We start from the raw sequence: 17,725 nt of genomic DNA, 5'->3' as shown, positions 1-17,725 counted from the left end.
ATGCATATTCGTCTGATCAACCCGAACTCAACCGCCTCGATGACGGCGCAGGCGCTCGAGAGCGCCTTGCGCGTCAGGCAGGCGGATACGAAGATTTCCGCTGCAAACCCTGTCGATACGCCGGTCAGTATCGAAGGCGGGGCCGATGAGGCGCTGGCTGTTCCCGGCATGCTGGAGGAAATCCGCAAGGGCGAGCGGCTGGGCGTCGATGCCTATGTCATTGCCTGCTTTGATGATCCGGGCCTGCATGCGGCGCGTGAAGTCGCGCGTGGTCCCGTGATCGGCATCTGCCAGGCCGGTATTCAGGTGGCGATGACGATCAGCCGCCGCTTTTCCATCATCACAACGCTGCCGCGCTCCATCCCCATTATCGAAGATCTCGTCGATAGCTACGGTGCACAGCGGCATTGCCGCAGGGTTCGTGCCATCAATCTGCCGGTGCTGGGTCTTGAAGAGGATCCGCTTGCAGCCGAGGCGATGTTGATCCGCGAAATCGAAGCGGCCAAGAAAGAAGATGCGGCAGAAGCCATCATCCTCGGTTGCGCCGGCATGTCCGCACTGTGCGACAGGCTGCGCGAGGCAACCGGCGTCCCTGTCATCGATGGTGTCACGGCCGCCGTCAAGCTGGCCGAAGCCCTGGTGGGCGCGGGTTACGTGACATCCAAGGTCAATGCCTATGATTATCCGCGGGTGAAGGAAACCAAGCTGGTCGCCTGACCGGGAAACGCGGGTGCGGCAAAGCGCCTCCACGGCGTTTGCGACAAAGCTCGCCTCGCTCTAGTGTCTGCTTTCGCGCCGGTCCGCAGAATGGCCGCGCGGGATGGGAGGCAGGATGATCGACAAGCTGGAGTTTTTCATTGCACTTGCGCGCGCGGAGCATTTCGGGCGGGCCGCGGAGGAGTGCGGCATCTCGCAGCCGACGCTGTCTGCGGCCATCCGGCAACTGGAAGATCAGCTCGGTGTCGTGCTCGTCGTGCGCGCGGCCCGATATCAGGGCCTGACGCCGGAGGGGCAGCGGGTGCTCGAATGGGCAAGGCGCATCGTTGCCGATACACGTACCATGCGGGAGGAAATGCGGGCTGCGCGTAAAGGTCTCGCCGGCCATATCCGGCTGGCCGTCATCCCCACCGCTCTCGCCATGGTGCCCAGGCTCACCGAACCCTTTCAGGCGCGTCACCCGGCAGTCACGTTTTCCGTCACCTCCCGCACGTCGTTGCAGGTTCTCAGCCAGATCGAAAATCTCGAAATCGACGCGGGAATCACCTATCTCGACAACGAACCTCTGGGCCGGGTGACGACGGTTCCGCTTTACTCGGAGCGATATCACCTGATTGCGGCTGCAGGCACGCCCCTTGCCGATCAAGAGAGCGTGACCTGGAAGCAGGTTTCGGGTCTTCGGCTTTGCCTATTGACTTCCGACATGCAAAACCGCCGCATTATCAACAAGCACATGGCCGAAGCGGGTGTTGAAGCGAAACCCACGCTCGAATCCAATTCGATGATTGTACTGTTTTCCCATATCCGAACCGGACAATGGGCTTCAATTATGCCGCGTAACATCGCGGAATCGTTTGGTTTTCCAAAACAGATTCGAATGATCCCGATTGTCGAGCCCGATGCCGAGCATCTTGTCGGCCTCATCGCCACCTATCGTGAACCGCATACGCCACTCGTTTCCGCACTGCTGCATGAGGCCCGATTGCGCGTCGCGGCCTCCGCTTTTGATAGAAATTTCCTATCGACTGACGGAAAGACGATATTGACCTGATCTTGCTCCGCTCGCCATTCTTTCGCCATCAGGCAGCGCGGCGCGCCGGATAAGGATGTGGAGGTCCTCCGGTTGAAACGCCCGCCACCTGTCGGTTTGGGAGGACTGGCTCATGAATATTCGTGCTGTCGCCGCAGATGAGGCGACGCGTGTGCAGGCTATCATTGACGACTGTCTGCATATGGAAGGGCCAATGCTGCCCATCCTGCACAGGGTGCAGGAAGAATTCGGCTATGTGCCTGATAGCGTCAAACAGGTGATCGCCCTGGCCCTCAACGTATCGCGTGCCGAAGTGCATGGTGTTGTGAGCTTCTATCCCGATTTCCGCGACCATCCCGGCGGGCGCCATGTGCTGAAGCTCTGTCGGGCCGAGGCTTGCCAGTCGATGGGCTGCGAGTCTCTTGCCGACACCATCAAGGGGAAACTTGGTCTCGACTGGCACCAGACGGCAAAGGATGGCTCGGTCACACTCGAGCCGGTCTTCTGTCTCGGGCTCTGCGCCCAGGCACCCGCGCTGATGCTGGATGGCGAGGTTCATGCCAGAGTGGATGAGCACTTTCTTGGCAACATTCTGGCGGAGGTGCGTCGATGAGCGTGACCGTTTTCGTGCCTTGCGATTCCGCAGCACTCGCCGTTGGTGCTGACCGCGTTGCCGAAGCAATCCAGAGTGAGGCCGCGGCCCGCAATCTTGATATTCGCCTTGTCCGCAACGGTTCGCGCGGCCTGCTCTGGCTTGAAGTGCTGGTAGAGGTCGACACCCATCATGGCCGCGTTGCTTATGGACCAGTCAAAGCTTCTGATGTTTCCGGGCTGTTCGATGCGGATTTTCTGGATGGCGGCGATCATGCGCTCTGTCTTGGGTTGACCGAAGAAATCCCTTTCCTGAAGAATCAGACGCGCCTGACGTTTGCGCGCTGCGGCGTGACCGATCCGCTTTCGCTGGAAGACTACCGTGCCAACAAGGGCATGAAGGGGCTGGAGAGAGCCGTTGCACTCACCCCCGCGGAGATCGTCAAACAGGTCACCGATAGCGGCCTTCGCGGACGGGGTGGCGCCGGTTTTCCGACCGGTATCAAGTGGAAAACCGTTGCGGATGCCACCGCCGATCAGAAATACATTGTCTGCAATGCGGATGAGGGCGACAGCGGCACCTTTGCCGACCGCATGATCATGGAAGGCGATCCCTTTGTCCTTATTGAGGGCATGGCCATTGCTGGCCTCGCGGTTGGTGCAACGAAGGGCTACATCTACACCCGCTCCGAATATCCCCATGCCGTTAGGACGATGGAAAAAGCCATCGACATTGCCCGGCGAGAAGGGGTTCTCGGCGCGTCTGTGCTGGGTTCGGGTCGCGCGTTCGATCTCGAGGTGCGCATGGGCGCCGGAGCCTATGTATGCGGTGAGGAAACCTCGCTGCTCAACAGTCTCGAAGGCAAGCGCGGCACGGTGCGCGCCAAACCGCCGCTTCCCGCCCTGCAGGGGCTGTTCGGCAAGCCGACGGTAGTCAACAATGTCATTTCTCTCGCTTCGATCCCTGTGATCATGGATCGCGGCGCGGCGTTCTACCAGGATTTCGGCATTGGTCGTTCGCACGGCACAATCCCGATCCAGCTTGCCGGAAACATCAGACATGGCGGACTTTACGAGACCGCTTTCGGTCTGCCGCTCGGGCAATTGGTCAACGAAATCGGTGGCGGCACCATTACTGGCCGGCCGGTCAAGGCGGTTCAGGTCGGCGGCCCATTGGGCGCTTATTTCCCGGTGTCGCTGTTTGATACGCTGTTCGACTACGAAGCATTTACCGCTGCAGGCGGCCTGATCGGTCATGCCGGCATCGTCGTCTTTGACGACACCGCCGATATGCTGCGCCAGGCGCGTTTTGCCCTGGAATTCTGTGCCGTCGAAAGTTGCGGAAAGTGTACGCCATGCCGGATCGGTTCGACACGCGGTGTCGAGACGGTGGACAAGATTTCCCTTGGAATAGAAGCAGAGCGAAGTACGGCGCTGCTTGAGGATCTCTGCGAAACCATGAAGTTCGGTTCGCTCTGCGCGCTAGGCGGTTTCACGCCTTATCCCGTGATGAGCGCGCTCAGGCACTTCCCGCAGGATTTTGCACCCATCCCACGTGTCGAAGCGGCGGAGTAAGACCATGGCCCTTATATCTGAAATCGACTACGGAACACCAAAATCCACCTCGACAGAGATGGTCACGCTAACGATAGACGGCCGCGAGATCACCGTGCCGGCGGGAACGTCGATCATGCGTGCTTCGAGAGAAGCGGGCATCGATGTTCCCAAACTCTGCGCCACCGATATGGTCGATGCCTTCGGTTCCTGTCGCCTCTGTCTCATCGAGGTGGAGGGCCGCAATGGCACCCCCGCCTCCTGCACCACGCCAGTGGCGGCCGGTCTTGTCGTCCACACCCAGACGGAACGCCTGAAGCAGATCCGCAAGGGCGTGATGGAGCTTTATATCTCCGACCACCCGCTCGACTGTCTCACCTGCGCCGCAAATGGCGACTGTGAATTGCAGGATATGGCCGGCGCCGTCGGCCTGCGTGACGTGCGTTACGGCTATGATGGCGACAACCATGTGAAGGCCCGTGCCGGCGATGGCGACCTCAACGCCAACTGGATGCCCAAGGACGAGAGCAACCCGTATTTCACCTACGATCCGTCAAAGTGCATCGTCTGTTCCCGCTGCGTGCGCGCCTGTGAGGAAGTGCAGGGAACGTTCGCATTGACGATCGAAGGGCGCGGCTTTGAAAGCCGCGTTTCGCCCGGCGCGCACGAGGCATTTCTTGATTCCGAATGCGTTTCCTGCGGCGCCTGCGTGCAGGCCTGTCCGACGGCGACGCTGACTGAAAAATCGGTGATCGCCATTGGCCAGCCGGAACATTCGCTGGTCACCACCTGCGCTTATTGCGGCGTCGGCTGTTCGTTCAAGGCGGAGATGCGCGGAGAGGAGCTGGTTCGCATGGTGCCGTGGAAGGACGGTCAGGCAAACCGTGGCCATTCCTGCGTCAAGGGTCGCTTTGCTTATGGGTATGCCAGCCACCGCGACCGTATTCTCAACCCGATGGTCCGCGAAAAGATCAGCGACCCGTGGCGCGAAGTGACGTGGGACGAGGCATTTGCCCATGTCGCCTCCGAATTCCAGCGCATTCAGGGAACCTATGGCCGCGAATCCATCGGCGGCATCACCTCTTCCCGCTGCACCAATGAAGAGACGTTTCTGGTCCAGAAGCTCATCCGCGCCGGTTTCGGCAACAACAATGTCGATACCTGCGCCCGCGTCTGTCATTCGCCGACAGGTTACGGGTTGGGGCAGGCGTTCGGCACCTCTGCCGGAACGCAGAATTTCGATTCCGTCGAACATTCTGATGTTGTCCTCGTCATCGGCGCCAACCCGACGGACGGGCACCCGGTGTTCGGCTCACGCTTGAAGAAGCGGCTGCGCCAGGGCGCCAAGCTGATCGTCATCGATCCGCGCCGCATCGATCTCGTTCGCACGCCGCATGTGGAGGCGTCGTTCCATTTGCCGCTGAAGCCCGGGACGAATGTTGCTGTGCTGACGGCCCTTGCCCATGTCATCGTCACCGAAGGTTTGTTCGACGAGGCCTTCATCCGCGAGCGTTGCGACTGGTCGGAATTTGAGGACTGGGCCGCCTTCGTGGCCGAACCGCAGCATGGCCCGGAGGAAACAGAAAACTTTACCGGCGTTCCCGCCGAGGAGCTGCGCGGTGCCGCCAGGCTCTTCGCCAAGGGCGGCAATGGCGCAATCTATTACGGACTTGGCGTTACCGAACACAGCCAGGGCTCCACGACCGTCATGGCGATTGCCAATCTGGCCATGGCGACCGGCAACATTGGTCGCCCCGGTGTCGGCGTCAATCCGTTGCGCGGCCAGAACAATGTGCAGGGCTCCTGCGACATGGGGTCTTTCCCGCATGAGCTTCCCGGTTATCGTCATATATCCGACGATGCCACCCGGGAAATATTCGAAAAGCTCTGGGGTGTTACCCTCAACAACGAGCCGGGGCTGCGCATCCCCAACATGCTGGATGCAGCCGTCGATGGCAGTTTCAAGGGCATCTACATTCAGGGCGAAGACATCCTCCAGTCGGACCCGGACACCAAGCATGTTTCAGCCGGTCTTGCCGCGATGGAATGTGTTGTCGTGCACGACCTGTTCCTGAACGAGACGGCGAACTACGCGCATGTCTTCCTGCCGGGTTCCACCTTCCTCGAAAAGGATGGCACGTTCACCAATGCCGAACGCCGCATCAATCGTGTGCGCAAGGTCATGTCGCCGAAAAACGGCTATTCGGATTGGGAGGTCACCCAGAAGCTGGCTCAGGCCATGGGGCTGAACTGGAACTATACGCACCCGTCGCAGATCATGGATGAAATCGCCGCGACGACGCCGAGCTTTGCCGGCGTTTCCTATGACTATCTGGAGAGCAGAGGCTCGGTGCAGTGGCCGTGTAACGAAAAATTCCCGGAAGGCTCGCCGATCATGCATGTGGACGGGTTCGTGCGCGGCAAGGGCAAGTTCATCCGCACCGAATATGTGGCGACGGACGAGCGTACCGGCCCGCGCTTTCCGCTGCTGCTCACCACCGGCCGCATTCTGTCGCAGTACAATGTCGGCGCGCAGACACGGCGCACCGAAAACGTCGTCTGGCATGAGGAGGATCGTCTCGAAATCCATCCGCATGATGCCGAACAGCGTGGCGTCAAGGATGGTGACTGGATCAAGCTCGCCAGCCGCTCGGGCGATACGACGCTACGGGCGCTGATCACCGATCGTGTCGCGCCGGGGGTGGTCTATACCACCTTCCACCATCCGGGCACGCAGGCAAACGTCATTACCACCGACTACTCCGACTGGGCGACGAACTGTCCGGAATACAAGGTCACTGCGGTTCAGGTCTCGCCCTCGAACGGGCCGACCGAATGGCAGGAAGGATATGACGCGCTCAGCCGCCGTTCGCGGCGGATCGCAGGCAAGCTCGAGGCGGCCGAATAATCGGGGCCGGGGCAATCCCGGCCTTTTGAAAACGTGAACGTCGTCCGTCAGGCGGCGCGGGGAAAACAGCCATGTTGCTTAATCACACCGACGAAAAACTGGTGAGAATGGCGAACCAGATCGCGACTTTTTTCCTTTCTCAGCCGGAGGATATCCGCGTTGAGGGGGTCGCCACGCACATTAACAAATTCTGGGAACCCCGTATGCGCAAACGGTTTTTCGAGATGGTTGATGCCGGTGCCGGGGAGTTTTTGCCGCTGGTGCTCGCAGCAGCGCTCAAGATCAAGAGGCTTGGGGTGTCCGCCGCCGATGCGGTCGGGCTTGGCAACGATGCCACGGGAACGCCCGAGGGCAAGGGCGTTGCTGCGGGCGAGTCCTTGTCCGAACCGAGCATTCCCGAAACCACGTAAAGCCAGGCGGTAACACGCCGCAAACAGGTATTGCCGGATGGGGGACATCCGGCGATCTCGGTAACGCCCGGTCGATGCGGCCAATGCGGGCGTATCATGGTTGTCCAGACATTCACGAGGGAGGTAGTGTCGATGGCAGTAGCAGGCGTATCTGCGGGAGGGCCGGCGCAAGCCGGGGTTCTGGACCGCGAACGGATCATAGCAAAACCGGGCTTCAACCGCTGGCTGGTACCGCCGGCGGCTTTGGCCATTCACTTGTGTATCGGCATGGCCTACGGCTTCAGCGTCTTCTGGCTGCCGCTGTCCAAGGCATTGCCGGCAACGGACCCCAGTTGCTCCAGCCTTACCCTTGTCGGGGCGCTGTTCACCACCGAGTGCAACTGGCGTGTGGCCGATCTTGGCTGGATCTATACTCTCTTCTTCGTCCTGCTCGGATGCTCGGCGGCGATCTGGGGCGGTTGGCTGGAAAGGGTCGGGCCGCGCAAGGCCGGCTTCGTTTCCGCCTGCTGCTGGTGCGGCGGCATTCTGGTTGCAGCGCTTGGCGTGATGACGCACCAGCTCTGGCTGATGTGGGTCGGGGCAGGTGTCATCGGCGGCGTTGGTCTTGGTCTCGGTTACATCTCGCCGGTCTCGACATTGATCAAATGGTTTCCGGACCGGCGCGGCATGGCAACCGGCATGGCCATCATGGGCTTCGGCGGCGGTGCAATGATCGGCGCACCGCTTGCCAATCTGCTCATGAACACCTTCAAGACGGATACTTCAGTCGGTGTCTGGCAAACGTTCGTCGTCATGGCATTGATCTATTTCGTCTTCATGATGGCGGGTGCCTTCGGTTACCGCATTCCACCGGCGGGCTGGCGTCCGGAAGGCTGGACGGCCCCGGCGGCCAAAAGTGCCATGATCACCAATCGTCACGTTCATCTGCGTGATGCGCACAAGACGAAGCAGTTCTGGCTCATCTGGGCGGTTCTGTGCCTCAACGTGTCGGCGGGTATCGGCGTGATCGGCATGGCATCGCCAATGTTGCAGGAGATTTTCGCGGGTTCCTTGATCGGTCTGCCCGGCGTTGGTTTTGCGGACCTCAATACCGAGCAGAAAGCATCGATTGCCGCCATCGCGGCCGGGTTCACGGGCCTGCTGTCGCTGTTTAACATCGGCGGCCGCTTCTTCTGGGCTTCCATGTCCGACAAAATCGGCCGCAAGAACACTTACTTCTGCTTCTTCGTGCTTGGCATCATTCTTTATGCGCTGGCCCCGACGCTGGCAACGATGGGTTCCAAGGCGTTCTTCGTTCTTGCCCTCGGCATCATCCTGTCGATGTATGGCGGCGGCTTTGCAACCATTCCCGCCTATCTTGCCGACATATTCGGCACGCAGTTCGTCGGCGCGATCCATGGCCGTCTGCTGACGGCATGGGCAACGGCGGGTATCGCCGGGCCTGTTGTCGTCAACTACATCCGCGAAGCACAGATCGCGGCCGGTGTCGCGCCGGGTCCCGCACTCTATACCAGCACCATGTACATCCTGGCGGGGATGCTCGCGATCGGCCTCATCGCCAACGCGTTTGTCCGGCCGTTGCCGGAGAAATGGTTCATGTCGGATGCGGAGGTTGCGACACTTCAGGCCAAGACTGCAGCCGCCAATGCAGGGCCCACCGGTTCCTTCGGTATCGGCAGGGGTGGCTTGGACGCCAAGGCCGCACTCGCCTGGGCAGCCGTCGGCATACCACTTCTCTGGGGCGTGTGGGTCACGGTCAAAAGCAGCCTTGTGCTGTTTGGCTGATTGCAACAAACATCAGATGGTCCGGGCAGCCCTGTGGCTGCCCGGATTTGTTTTCAGGCCTTGAGTGAAAGGCGGGCATTCTCGAAGGGCAGGCCGTCATCGTCAGTCGACCTGCGCGAGACTTCAAGGAAGCCGAGCGAACGGTAAAACCGCATCGCCTGCTCATTGGCGGTATAGACCTCAAGCGACAATTCACCCTTGAGATCAAGCGTGTGGGCGATGAGCCTGCGCCCGATACCCTTGCCCTGTTGTGCCGGTGCGACGAACAGGCCTCCGATGAAACTGTCGAGCAGGCTGATGAAGCCGACAGGGTTACCGGCCTGCGCTGCGACGAAAGTCTCCGATAACGGCAGATAGGTATCTTCGATCAGTCTTTGCTGCTCGCGCAAACGCTGCGTGCCGATAAAGGGATGTGCCAGCAGCGAGGCATCGAGCCAGATGCGTGACAGGATTTGCGTATCCGCTGCCGCGTCAAAGGGCCGGATGTCGATAGATTTGATATTCATGGAAATTCCGCAGAATTAGACATGCCAAAGGGTCAGCTCCGTTTTAGAGCCGGCTGAAACCGCGATGGGCGGTCAGATTTTCAACCTCTGCGCATAAATCTCCCTGCTTCGAAACCTGTATTTAACGCTGCTGCGCAGCAGGGTCAACAAAGGGAAAGGCGGGCTTTCCTCAAGATCCTGCCGGCAGGGCCAGCGAACAGGTAAGCCCGCCATTTTCGCCGCGCTCCAGCCTGATGCTGCCGCCATGAAGCTCCACAAGTTCCTTGACGATGGTAAGACCGAAGCCGTCACCCGGAACGGTCTCGTCCATGCGTGTACCCGGCTGGAAAGCCTCCGAAATACGGTTGTCCTCGATGCCAGGTCCATTGTCCGAGATCACGATCCAGACGTCGCGTCCGGTCTTTTTCGCGGAAATACGAACCGCGCTTTTTGCCCATTTGAATGCGTTGTCGATGATATTGCCAACGATCTCGTCCAGATCCTCAGGCGTGACATGCAATAGCAACTCGGGGTCCACATCGACTGTTGCGACAATCCCCCGGTCGGCATGAATACGCGACATGATATCAACGATATCGTTGATCCTCGGTTTGAGCGCGGTCACCGTGGCCGTGCCGCCTGCTGCGGTCTTGCGGGCTCTTGCCAGATGGTGGCGGATGCGCTGGTCGATCCTGTCCACCAGCGCACGCATTTCACGATCCGGGTCGTTGGTTTCGTTGAGCGCAAGGTAGAGACTTGTCACGGGGGTTTTCAGACCATGGGCGAGATTTGCAAAGTGCAGACGTGTTTCCGCAAGCCTCTCGCTATTCTGCTCCACGAGACGGTTGATTTCGCCCGAGGCGGGACGCAGTTCCTCGACATCCGCCTCCGGCAACCTGTCGAGTGTGCCTGCCGAAATCGAGGAAATATCGGCGGTGAGTTGCCGCAGTGGTCGCAGACCATATCTGACCTGCAAGAAGATACCGCCGACGAGGCTCGCGCCCAAGAGGGTCATGGCAGGTATCAACCACAGAAGCGCGCTGCGGGCGGGTGCAACCAGCGCGAATTGCGGCGCAGTGGCAGTGATTTCGACGAGGCGCTGTCCAACCATGGTTTGAATGGATCTGAGATAGAGCTTCTCGCCGTGAAAATCGGTATTCGCGCCGGGACGAGGGCCGTGGCCCATCATTTTGCGCCATTCGAACGGGGAGGGCGGGTTGGTTATGGTTTGCCCCGCGAGCGACCGAGAGACGATCGCTACACCCTCGCCGGTGATCTGCCAGTACCAGCCGGAGCCGCGCCTGTCGAATGGCGGGCCGTCCAGCGCGGCGTTGAGTGTCACGCCGCCGCTTGCGCTGCCGGAGAGCGCGCTCCGCAATCCCTCTATCTGCGTGTCGAGCCGTTGGTCGATCTGTTCACGCACCACGCCGGCAACAATGAGATAGAGTATGATCGAGGCGACGATCACGGTCGCGGTGACGAAAACCACGGAAAAAACCGTGAGGCGGCGCGAGATCGACGAACCCGGAATGGCCGAAAACTCCCTCATGGCTCTGCCTTCAGCATGTAACCGCGCCCGCGAACGGTCTCTATATGCCCGGCACCGATCTTGCGTCGCAGGCGGGCAATGATCACTTCGATGGAATTGGAATCCACTTCCGCATCGCCCTCATAGACCCGTTCGATGAGTTCGCGACGGTCGACCACCACTTCCTTGCGCAGGATGAGGCAGGAGAGGACCCGCCACTCCAGCGCGGTCAGCTTCAACGGCAAGCCGTCCTGTTCGAAGGTTCCGAGCTGCGCATCGAAGATGAGCGAACCGCAGGTGATGGCGGAGGCGGCGTGGCCGGTGGCGCGGCGAACGAGTGCACGCAGCCGCAGCACCAGTTCTTCTACCTTGAACGGCTTGGTGAGGAAATCGTCTGCTCCCGCTTTGAAACTTGCCACCTTGTCCGGCCATCCGTCACGCGCGGTCAAAACGAGCACGGGCAGGTTCCGCTGCGCCGCCCGCCATGATTTCAGAACCGATACGCCATCAATTTTCGGTAATCCCAGATCGAGAACGGCCACGTCGTAAAGTTCGGTAAGCCCGGCATGTTCGGCATCCTCGCCATTCTGCGCGATGTCGACGACAAAATCTTCCGCCCGCAGGCTGGCTGCGATGCGCCGGGAAAGATCGGTATCGTCTTCAACGAGAAGTATGCGCATGGTTCTGCCGTTTCGGTTTCGTGGGCGGTGTTTTAACTAGGCCCGGAAGGCTTAACTCAACCTGAACCACAAGGTTCAGGCTGCTGGTGGTGCCTGGCAGGTAAAAAGGCCCTGTCAATCAAACAGGAGACCATCATGTCCAACTCTGAAGAGAATAACGAAATCGCAGCACCGAAGGCCGCTTCTGACACTCCCGTGCCGCCGCACCGGAAACATCGCCGTAAAACCGCCGCGTTCGCCTTTGCGGCCGTTGCCATGCTGGCCGTTGGGGCAGCTGCCGGTGCCGGTGCGGTGAAGCTGACGCGGCCGACGCCCGAGATGGCGCCGATGACGCCCGTTGCCATTTCCACCGTCAAGGAAGGGAATCTCGTGACACTGAAGGGCAAGGTCGCCGAGATTTTCGGCAACAAGTTCATCGTTCAGGATGATAGCGGCCGCGCACTCATCGATACCGGCCCCGAGGGCGACAATGGCAAGGTCGTGACTGTCGATGAAGCGGTCAGCGTTCAGGGCCGTTTCGACAGGGGTGTCCTGCGGGCAAGCTATGTCGTCCGTCAGGATGGCAGTATCGAGGCACTAGGACCGGCAGGCCGTCCGCCGCATCATGGTCCTAAAGAGGATATGATGCGCGGGCCAAAAGGCGACGGCCCGATGGGCGAGATGATGCCTCACCCCAAACCCTGATATCGGGGCCTGATCTGCGCCAGACGGCGCGGGCTCGAAGACGATAACCGTCCCGAGCCCGCGCCGCCGGTTTTTTAAGGTTTAGCCCGCACGCTTCAACTGCAGACGCGAGACACCCGCAGCGATGTTAACGCCGGTGCCGACTTCGGCGCTGAGCGGCTGAAGCGCGAAGTTCTTGGAATTGCCGCCGATCAATGCATTGGCGCCCAAGCCTACGCCGACCGATGCGGCAGCGGAGGCACCAACATAGTTGCCGCTCAACGCACCGTCACCCACGCGGCTGGCTGCGGTGTTCAGCACGATCCAGCTCATATAGGTCTTGCCGGTTACGCCGATATCGAGACCGAGCTTGCCGATCGTGCCGGTATAACGCTCGGTCTTGCCGGAGCGCTGGCGAAACTCGCAGGCCACGCTCTTGCTGGAGCCGACCACAAGGCCGATACCGCCGGCAATTTCGCACGACAGGGTGCCGACGCGTTCCTTCTGCGCGGTTTCCATGGGGCGCTTTGCATTGTGCTTCGTTTCGGCTGAAGCAATCGGGGCAAGGGCCAGGGTTGCAATCGCGGTTGCGAGAACGAATTTCTTCATTGTTTTTCACTCCTGTTGTTATTCGCTAGATGGATGCGCCGGGACGGCGTCTCCAGATAGGTGCGAGGCCGCTGCCGTATCGCCAGATCGGCGATGATGGGCCGCGACGCGAAACATTCTGCGATGATGACCGCATGTTCGAAGGCAGAGAGTGTTTCCACCTCTCCGGAGAGCACGATACGGCCCTCCACGGAGGTGACGGAGATCGAGCTTTTTTCCTGCCCGTCCGCATAGGCGATCACGGCTTGCAACGCGGCGCACAGGCTGATCTCCTGGGGATCGCAGCTTGACACCTGGTTTGCATCGCACGAGAGCATCATCGTGAAACCTCCTGCCTTGAACATAGATGGTTCACTTGAGAACTTTGTTGACGGCGTCCTTTGCCTGTCCGAGCTTCTCCTGCGCCTGGCCAGCCAGTTTCTCGGCCTTGCCTTCTGCCTGAAGCTTGTCGTTGCCGGTGATCTTGCCGGCTGCTTCCTTGATTGTGCCCTTGGCTTGACGGGCGATACCTTCGATACGGTTATTGTCCATGACGAACTCCTTCCATCGTTAGAGGGTGCCGCTGTTGGTAACGGCATGATGGTAAGGTAGTTCGGGAAAATCACAGTTTGCAGAGCAATAGCTACTAGTTGAACTGGTACAAACTGACCTATTTTCGCGTTCGGCTGCGGTTATTTTTCCCTATGGCCGGTAAAACCGCGCTCACGTGCCCAGATCACGGCGGCGGTGCGGCGGTTGACGCCGATCTTGCCGTAGAGTGAGGCGATATGGTTGCGGATCGTATGCTTGGACAGGTTCAGCCTGTCGCTCATTTCCTTGTCGCTGCATCCATCGCAGATCAGTGACAGGATTTGCTCCTCGCGCTCGGTGAGATCCTTGAGGGAGGCTGAAGACGTTGTGCCGCGGGAGTTCTGACGCAGCCCCGCCAGCCGCTCGACAACCGTCCGGCTGAACCAGGATGTATCGGTCATGACGCTTTCGATCGCTTCAATCAGTTCGTTCTCGGTTCTACGCCGCTCAGTCACGTCCTGTATCGCCCAGATGACACAGAGCTGATCGTTGATCTCGGCGCGTTCGGCGGAAACGATGCATTCGGCCAAACCGCCACCGGAAAGATTCATGCGCATGTTCTCATCGCGGATGGGGATGTTGTCCTTCAGCCGCTTTTCGAGATCGCGGCGCGCGCCCGCGTCCTCCCACAGCCGCAATTCGCTGGCCGTCTTGCCCACGACTTCGGCCTCGTTGCGTCCGCACAGGACCAGAAACGCGTCGTTGACCTCCATCAGCACGAAGTCGTCCAGCCTCGAAATCGCTGCCGGGACAGGCGACAGGCGAAAGGACTTGAAGAAGCGCTCCTCGCTCTGTCGCAGAGCGTTCTGGGCTTTGCGGCGGCCGTCCAGATCGGCGAAGGTGAACAGCATGCACGGTTCTTCGGCAACGGCGATCGTTTCGCCGGCCACGATAACCAGCCTGTCGCCGCCGGGGATGGGAATGAGCGCCTCGCGCTGACGGATGAGCCGGCCATCCTCCAGCTTTTTCAGGGCGTCCTCGCCTGTATCGCACTCTGAAAACAGTCCGAGTTCCTCGACACTGATGCCGATGATCTCTTCACGGCTGAACCCGGTCATCTCAAGGAAACCCTGATTGACGCGGATGAAACGCTTGTCCTCCAGCCGGCATATCAGCCCCGGCGCCGGATTGGCATTGAAGGCGCTCTCGAAGCGCGCCTCCGCCTCGAAACGCGGCGTTTCGTCCCGGATGATCAGGACCAGAACATCCGGTTTTGCGCCAGCATCTTCAAGAACGAGGCCGCGCACCGTGTGGACCCAGCATTCCGCTTCATCGCCGCTTGGCGATATCTCTACCGTCACATCTTCGAAGGTCTCGCCCGCCAGAAGCCGTTCAAGCGGATATTGCCCCTCGTCGAGCAGGTGGTTGTTGCGGTATCGAAGCGTGAAATTTCGCCGATAGGCAGCGGCATCCTCCCCAAGCTCAGGCATCGCTTCTATACGGTGCATCTGAAGGGCGGCCTTGTTGGCCCAGGCTATCGTTCCGTCGTTTTCGAGCAGGATCAACCCGTCGCTGAGGCCAGCTATGAGGTTTTGCAACACGAGCCGGTTGATCTTGGGAATGTTTACGCTGTCGTCCATGTTGCCCCCGGTATTTCAATGCTTTGTGCCCGCTATAACGCGCGGTTCCGCCAAGCGTTGCAGGGCAGGCGTGTCGCATGGCCTTCGCGCATGGTTTGCGATGCCGGTTGCTTGCTCTCAAGTCCATTTGAGCTACTATGCGCTGATGGCGGGGAGGCCATTCTACAGGAGGGTTCATGAATTACCGGTCTTTGAAACGGCGTATGGTGTTGAAACTTGCGGCTACGGCTGCTTCTTTTTGCATGATGGGACTGACGGCGAGCGCGCAGGGTTTTCCTGATCGAACGATTACGCTGGTCGTTCCCTTTGCGGCAGGTGGCTCAACCGATGTGGTTGCGCGCGTCATCGCACAGAAAATGGGTGATGAGCTTGGTCACCAGATCGTCGTTGAAAATGTTGCCGGTGCAGGCGGTAATCTCGGTGCCGACCGTGTCGCACGCGCAGAGCCTGACGGTTACACGATCCTGATGGGCACCGTTGCTACCCATGCCTTGAACCCGCTCATTCTCAAGACAAAGCCTTACGATCCGCAAAAGGATTTTGCCCCGGTCTCGCTTCTGGTCGTGGTTCCCAATGTGCTTGTTGTCAATCCGAAGCTGAACGTCAACAGCGTCGCGGAATTGATCGCGCTTCTGAAAGCCGAACCCGACAAATATGCCTATGCCTCGTCCGGCAATGGCACGCCGCTGCATCTTTCAGGGGAATTGTTCAAGAGCATGACCGGTGTGAGCATGCAGCACGTTCCCTATAAAGGTGCCGGCCCCGCGCTCAACGATCTTCTCGGCAACCAGATTTCGATCATGTTCGACAATCTGCCGTCGTCGTCCGGCCACATAAAATCCGGCACATTGCGGGCGCTTGGCGTAACGACTGCCGAGCGGGCGTCATCATTCCCGGATCTGCCGACCATTGCCGAAACCGTACCCGGTTATGAAACCTACACGTGGAACGCGCTGTTTGCGCCTGCCGGCACGCCGGCCGATGTGGTGGACACACTGAATGCGGCGGCCAAGAAAGCGCTTGCCGATCCGGGTGTGGCGGCCCGCATGGCCGAATTCAGCGCCAAGATCGTCGGCTCTTCGCCCGATGAGCTGAAAAGCCACGTTGCGGCCGAAATCGCCAAGTGGGAACCGGTCGTCAAGAACGCAAACGTCCAGATGGATTGACCAGATATGTTCTCGCCGCGCACCGGAGCCTGGGTGCGGCGGGAAGCGCCACTACGCAAAAAAAACGTGGCCGAAGCTTTCATTGGCATCGGCCACGTTCGTTGCCGTCACACCAGCTGATGTGTCGTTTTCGCATCACTTGCCATAAGGTTGCAATTACCCGGTTGGCAACGGCGAACAGCTCAGGTACAAATTTCTCACCGCGTCAGATCGAACATAGGGAGGCGTTGCATGACATCATCATTCATCAAGTTCCTCCCGCGTGGAATGAACCGACACTAGGTCATTTCCATTCGTGGCCCGCCCCGAGCGCGCCCCACATGCGGTTTTGTTTTCCTTCATAGCCCGATTGATCTGACGGGATCATTTTGTTTTCCGCCCGGGCTGTGCCATCCAACTTCCGTTTTTGAGGACCGGTTGCCGAACGCATGGCGCCGTGCTGGTTAAAATGTCTCGCAAGAAGCTCGATTTCCGCGCCGATGCCTATCGCCATGTGCTCGGCTTTGTTTTCCACCATTGGACCCACCGGCGGGCATTGGTGGGCTTTATTGTTGTGCTGGTGATTGCCAGCACGCTGGCCGAAGTCATGGTGCCGGTTTTCTCCGGCCAGATCGTCGATGCCATTGCCGGCGGCAACGGGGCTGACCGGGCGCTGCGCGCCTTTGTCGTCGTCGTGGCGCTGGGCTTGACCAGCGTAGTCCTGCGCTGGTTCGTGTTTAACGGCATCATCAGGCTGACGCTGAAAACCATGGCGGATGTGGCGAATAACGGTTTCTACCGGGTGCAGCGGTTCTCAACCGACTGGCACGCCAACAGCTTTGCCGGTTCAACGGTTCGAAAGATCACGCGTGGCATGTGGGCGCTTGATTCACTCAATGACGTGCTTCTTATCGCCCTGTTGCCCTCCATCGTCATGCTGGTGGGCGCCACCATCGTACTGGGCAGTTACTGGCCGATCATGGGCTTAATCGTGGGCACGGGGTCGCTGATCTATGTCGGCGTCACCGTGGTGCTCTCCATGGGCTTTGTATCGCCGGCGGCAAGACTTGCAAACGCCTGGGATACCAAGCTTGGTGGCGCGCTGGCAGATGCCGTCAGCTGCAATTCGGTGGTGAAAGCTTTTGGCGCCGAGACTCGCGAAGAGGCGCGGTTGCGCCATGTGCTGGCCAAATGGGACAACCGTACGCGAAGGACATGGAAACGCGGCACGCTGAACGGCACGATCCAGGGCTTCATGATGGTGTCCATGCAGGCCGGTATTCTGGGAACAGGCCTTGTCATGTGGCAGCAGGGACTGGCGACGCCGGGCGACATCACCTTCGTGCTGGCGATGTTCTTCGTCCTGCAGGGCTATCTGCGTGATGTCGGTCAACACATCCGTAACCTGCAACGCGCCGTCAACGACATGGAAGAGTTGGTGTTGCTCGACAAGATGCCTTTGGGTGTCGA

18 protein-coding genes are annotated in these 17,725 nt (G+C 59.8%); 10 read left to right on the top strand and 8 right to left on the bottom strand.

From position 1 onward, the window contains the following. From T18_RS12845 to T18_RS12815, 7 genes are all read left to right on the top strand, one after another. Nucleotides 1-717 carry an aspartate/glutamate racemase family protein gene (locus T18_RS12845; RefSeq protein WP_013761066.1) on the top strand — a complete coding sequence of 239 codons (717 nt, stop codon included), beginning with the start codon at nucleotides 1-3 and terminating at the stop codon, nucleotides 715-717. 115 nt (nucleotides 718-832) lie between these two features. After that, nucleotides 833-1,768 (top strand): LysR family transcriptional regulator, encoded by a 936-nt coding sequence (locus tag T18_RS12840; protein ID WP_004431358.1) that lies wholly within the window; start codon nucleotides 833-835, stop codon nucleotides 1,766-1,768. Between the two features lie 112 nt (nucleotides 1,769-1,880). Next, entirely contained in the window at nucleotides 1,881-2,360 is a 480-nt protein-coding gene (locus T18_RS12835; RefSeq protein ID WP_038495443.1) for a formate dehydrogenase subunit gamma, read from the top strand. Continuing rightward, complete coding sequence (locus tag T18_RS12830) at nucleotides 2,357-3,913, top strand: formate dehydrogenase beta subunit (RefSeq protein WP_038495446.1); 1,557 nt, start codon at nucleotides 2,357-2,359, stop codon at nucleotides 3,911-3,913. The genes T18_RS12835 and T18_RS12830 overlap by 4 nt, the downstream gene beginning before the upstream one ends. Before the next feature lie 4 nt (nucleotides 3,914-3,917). Then, on the top strand, nucleotides 3,918-6,800 hold the full coding sequence (gene fdhF / locus T18_RS12825; protein ID WP_038495449.1) for a formate dehydrogenase subunit alpha: 2,883 nt from the start codon (nucleotides 3,918-3,920) through the stop codon (nucleotides 6,798-6,800). A 71-nt stretch (nucleotides 6,801-6,871) separates the two neighbouring features. Then, on the top strand, nucleotides 6,872-7,210 hold the full coding sequence (locus T18_RS12820) for a formate dehydrogenase subunit delta (protein ID WP_038495452.1): 339 nt from the start codon (nucleotides 6,872-6,874) through the stop codon (nucleotides 7,208-7,210). A gap of 132 nt (nucleotides 7,211-7,342) precedes the next feature. Further along, nucleotides 7,343-8,995, top strand: a complete 1,653-nt coding sequence (locus T18_RS12815; protein WP_038495455.1) for an OFA family MFS transporter — start codon at nucleotides 7,343-7,345, stop codon at nucleotides 8,993-8,995. 53 nt (nucleotides 8,996-9,048) lie between these two features. Here the strand turns inward: T18_RS12815 and T18_RS12810 are convergent, their stop codons facing one another. The 3 genes from T18_RS12810 to T18_RS12800 all read right to left on the bottom strand — a co-directional run bounded on the left by T18_RS12810 (nucleotide 9,049) and on the right by T18_RS12800 (nucleotide 11,688). Further along, nucleotides 9,049-9,501: a GNAT family N-acetyltransferase gene (locus tag T18_RS12810; protein WP_038495458.1), complete on the bottom strand. Its 453-nt coding sequence runs from the start codon at nucleotides 9,499-9,501 to the stop codon at nucleotides 9,049-9,051. 169 nt (nucleotides 9,502-9,670) lie between these two features. Beyond that, complete coding sequence (locus tag T18_RS12805) at nucleotides 9,671-11,029, bottom strand: sensor histidine kinase (protein ID WP_038495461.1); 1,359 nt, start codon at nucleotides 11,027-11,029, stop codon at nucleotides 9,671-9,673. After that, nucleotides 11,026-11,688: a response regulator transcription factor gene (locus T18_RS12800; protein ID WP_038495464.1), complete on the bottom strand. Its 663-nt coding sequence runs from the start codon at nucleotides 11,686-11,688 to the stop codon at nucleotides 11,026-11,028. The genes T18_RS12805 and T18_RS12800 overlap by 4 nt, the downstream gene beginning before the upstream one ends. A 135-nt stretch (nucleotides 11,689-11,823) precedes the next feature. Between T18_RS12800 and T18_RS12795 the strand changes: the two genes are divergently transcribed. Continuing rightward, on the top strand, nucleotides 11,824-12,372 hold the full coding sequence (locus T18_RS12795) for a hypothetical protein (RefSeq protein ID WP_038495467.1): 549 nt from the start codon (nucleotides 11,824-11,826) through the stop codon (nucleotides 12,370-12,372). A gap of 81 nt (nucleotides 12,373-12,453) precedes the next feature. Here T18_RS12795 and T18_RS12790 read toward each other — a convergent pair whose 3' ends face one another. The 4 genes from T18_RS12790 to T18_RS12775 all read right to left on the bottom strand — a co-directional run bounded on the left by T18_RS12790 (nucleotide 12,454) and on the right by T18_RS12775 (nucleotide 15,110). Continuing rightward, nucleotides 12,454-12,960 carry a DUF992 domain-containing protein gene (locus T18_RS12790; protein WP_038495470.1) on the bottom strand — a complete coding sequence of 169 codons (507 nt, stop codon included), beginning with the start codon at nucleotides 12,958-12,960 and terminating at the stop codon, nucleotides 12,454-12,456. Then, nucleotides 12,957-13,280 (bottom strand): BON domain-containing protein, encoded by a 324-nt coding sequence (locus T18_RS12785; RefSeq protein ID WP_038495943.1) that lies wholly within the window; start codon nucleotides 13,278-13,280, stop codon nucleotides 12,957-12,959. The genes T18_RS12790 and T18_RS12785 overlap by 4 nt, the downstream gene beginning before the upstream one ends. Before the next feature lie 31 nt (nucleotides 13,281-13,311). Continuing rightward, on the bottom strand, nucleotides 13,312-13,491 hold the full coding sequence (locus T18_RS12780) for a CsbD family protein (protein ID WP_004431371.1): 180 nt from the start codon (nucleotides 13,489-13,491) through the stop codon (nucleotides 13,312-13,314). Nucleotides 13,492-13,631: 140 nt separating this feature from the next. Next, the gene (locus T18_RS12775) at nucleotides 13,632-15,110 is read right to left on the bottom strand and encodes a PAS domain S-box protein (RefSeq protein ID WP_004431372.1); all 1,479 of its coding nucleotides are present in this window, start codon (nucleotides 15,108-15,110) and stop codon (nucleotides 13,632-13,634) included. Nucleotides 15,111-15,286: 176 nt separating this feature from the next. Between T18_RS12775 and T18_RS12770 the strand changes: the two genes are divergently transcribed. Beyond that, nucleotides 15,287-16,276 carry a Bug family tripartite tricarboxylate transporter substrate binding protein gene (locus T18_RS12770; protein WP_025594897.1) on the top strand — a complete coding sequence of 330 codons (990 nt, stop codon included), beginning with the start codon at nucleotides 15,287-15,289 and terminating at the stop codon, nucleotides 16,274-16,276. 283 nt (nucleotides 16,277-16,559) lie between these two features. Here the strand turns inward: T18_RS12770 and T18_RS27165 are convergent, their stop codons facing one another. Continuing rightward, entirely contained in the window at nucleotides 16,560-16,793 is a 234-nt protein-coding gene (locus T18_RS27165; RefSeq protein WP_162163082.1) for a hypothetical protein, read from the bottom strand. Here T18_RS27165 and T18_RS27685 point away from each other — a divergent pair. Next, nucleotides 16,725-17,725: ABC transporter ATP-binding protein (locus tag T18_RS27685; RefSeq protein WP_323455221.1), on the top strand; the 1,001-nt coding region annotated here is incomplete at its 3' end. The two genes, T18_RS27165 and T18_RS27685, sit on opposite strands and share 69 nt — an antisense overlap.

The sequence above is a fragment of the Rhizobium sp. TBD182 genome (assembly GCF_001950375.1).
Lineage (GTDB): Bacteria > Pseudomonadota > Alphaproteobacteria > Rhizobiales > Rhizobiaceae > Agrobacterium > Agrobacterium tumefaciens.
Note: the sequence above shows the minus strand (reverse complement) of the source record. Positions and strands in the feature narration are given on the sequence as shown.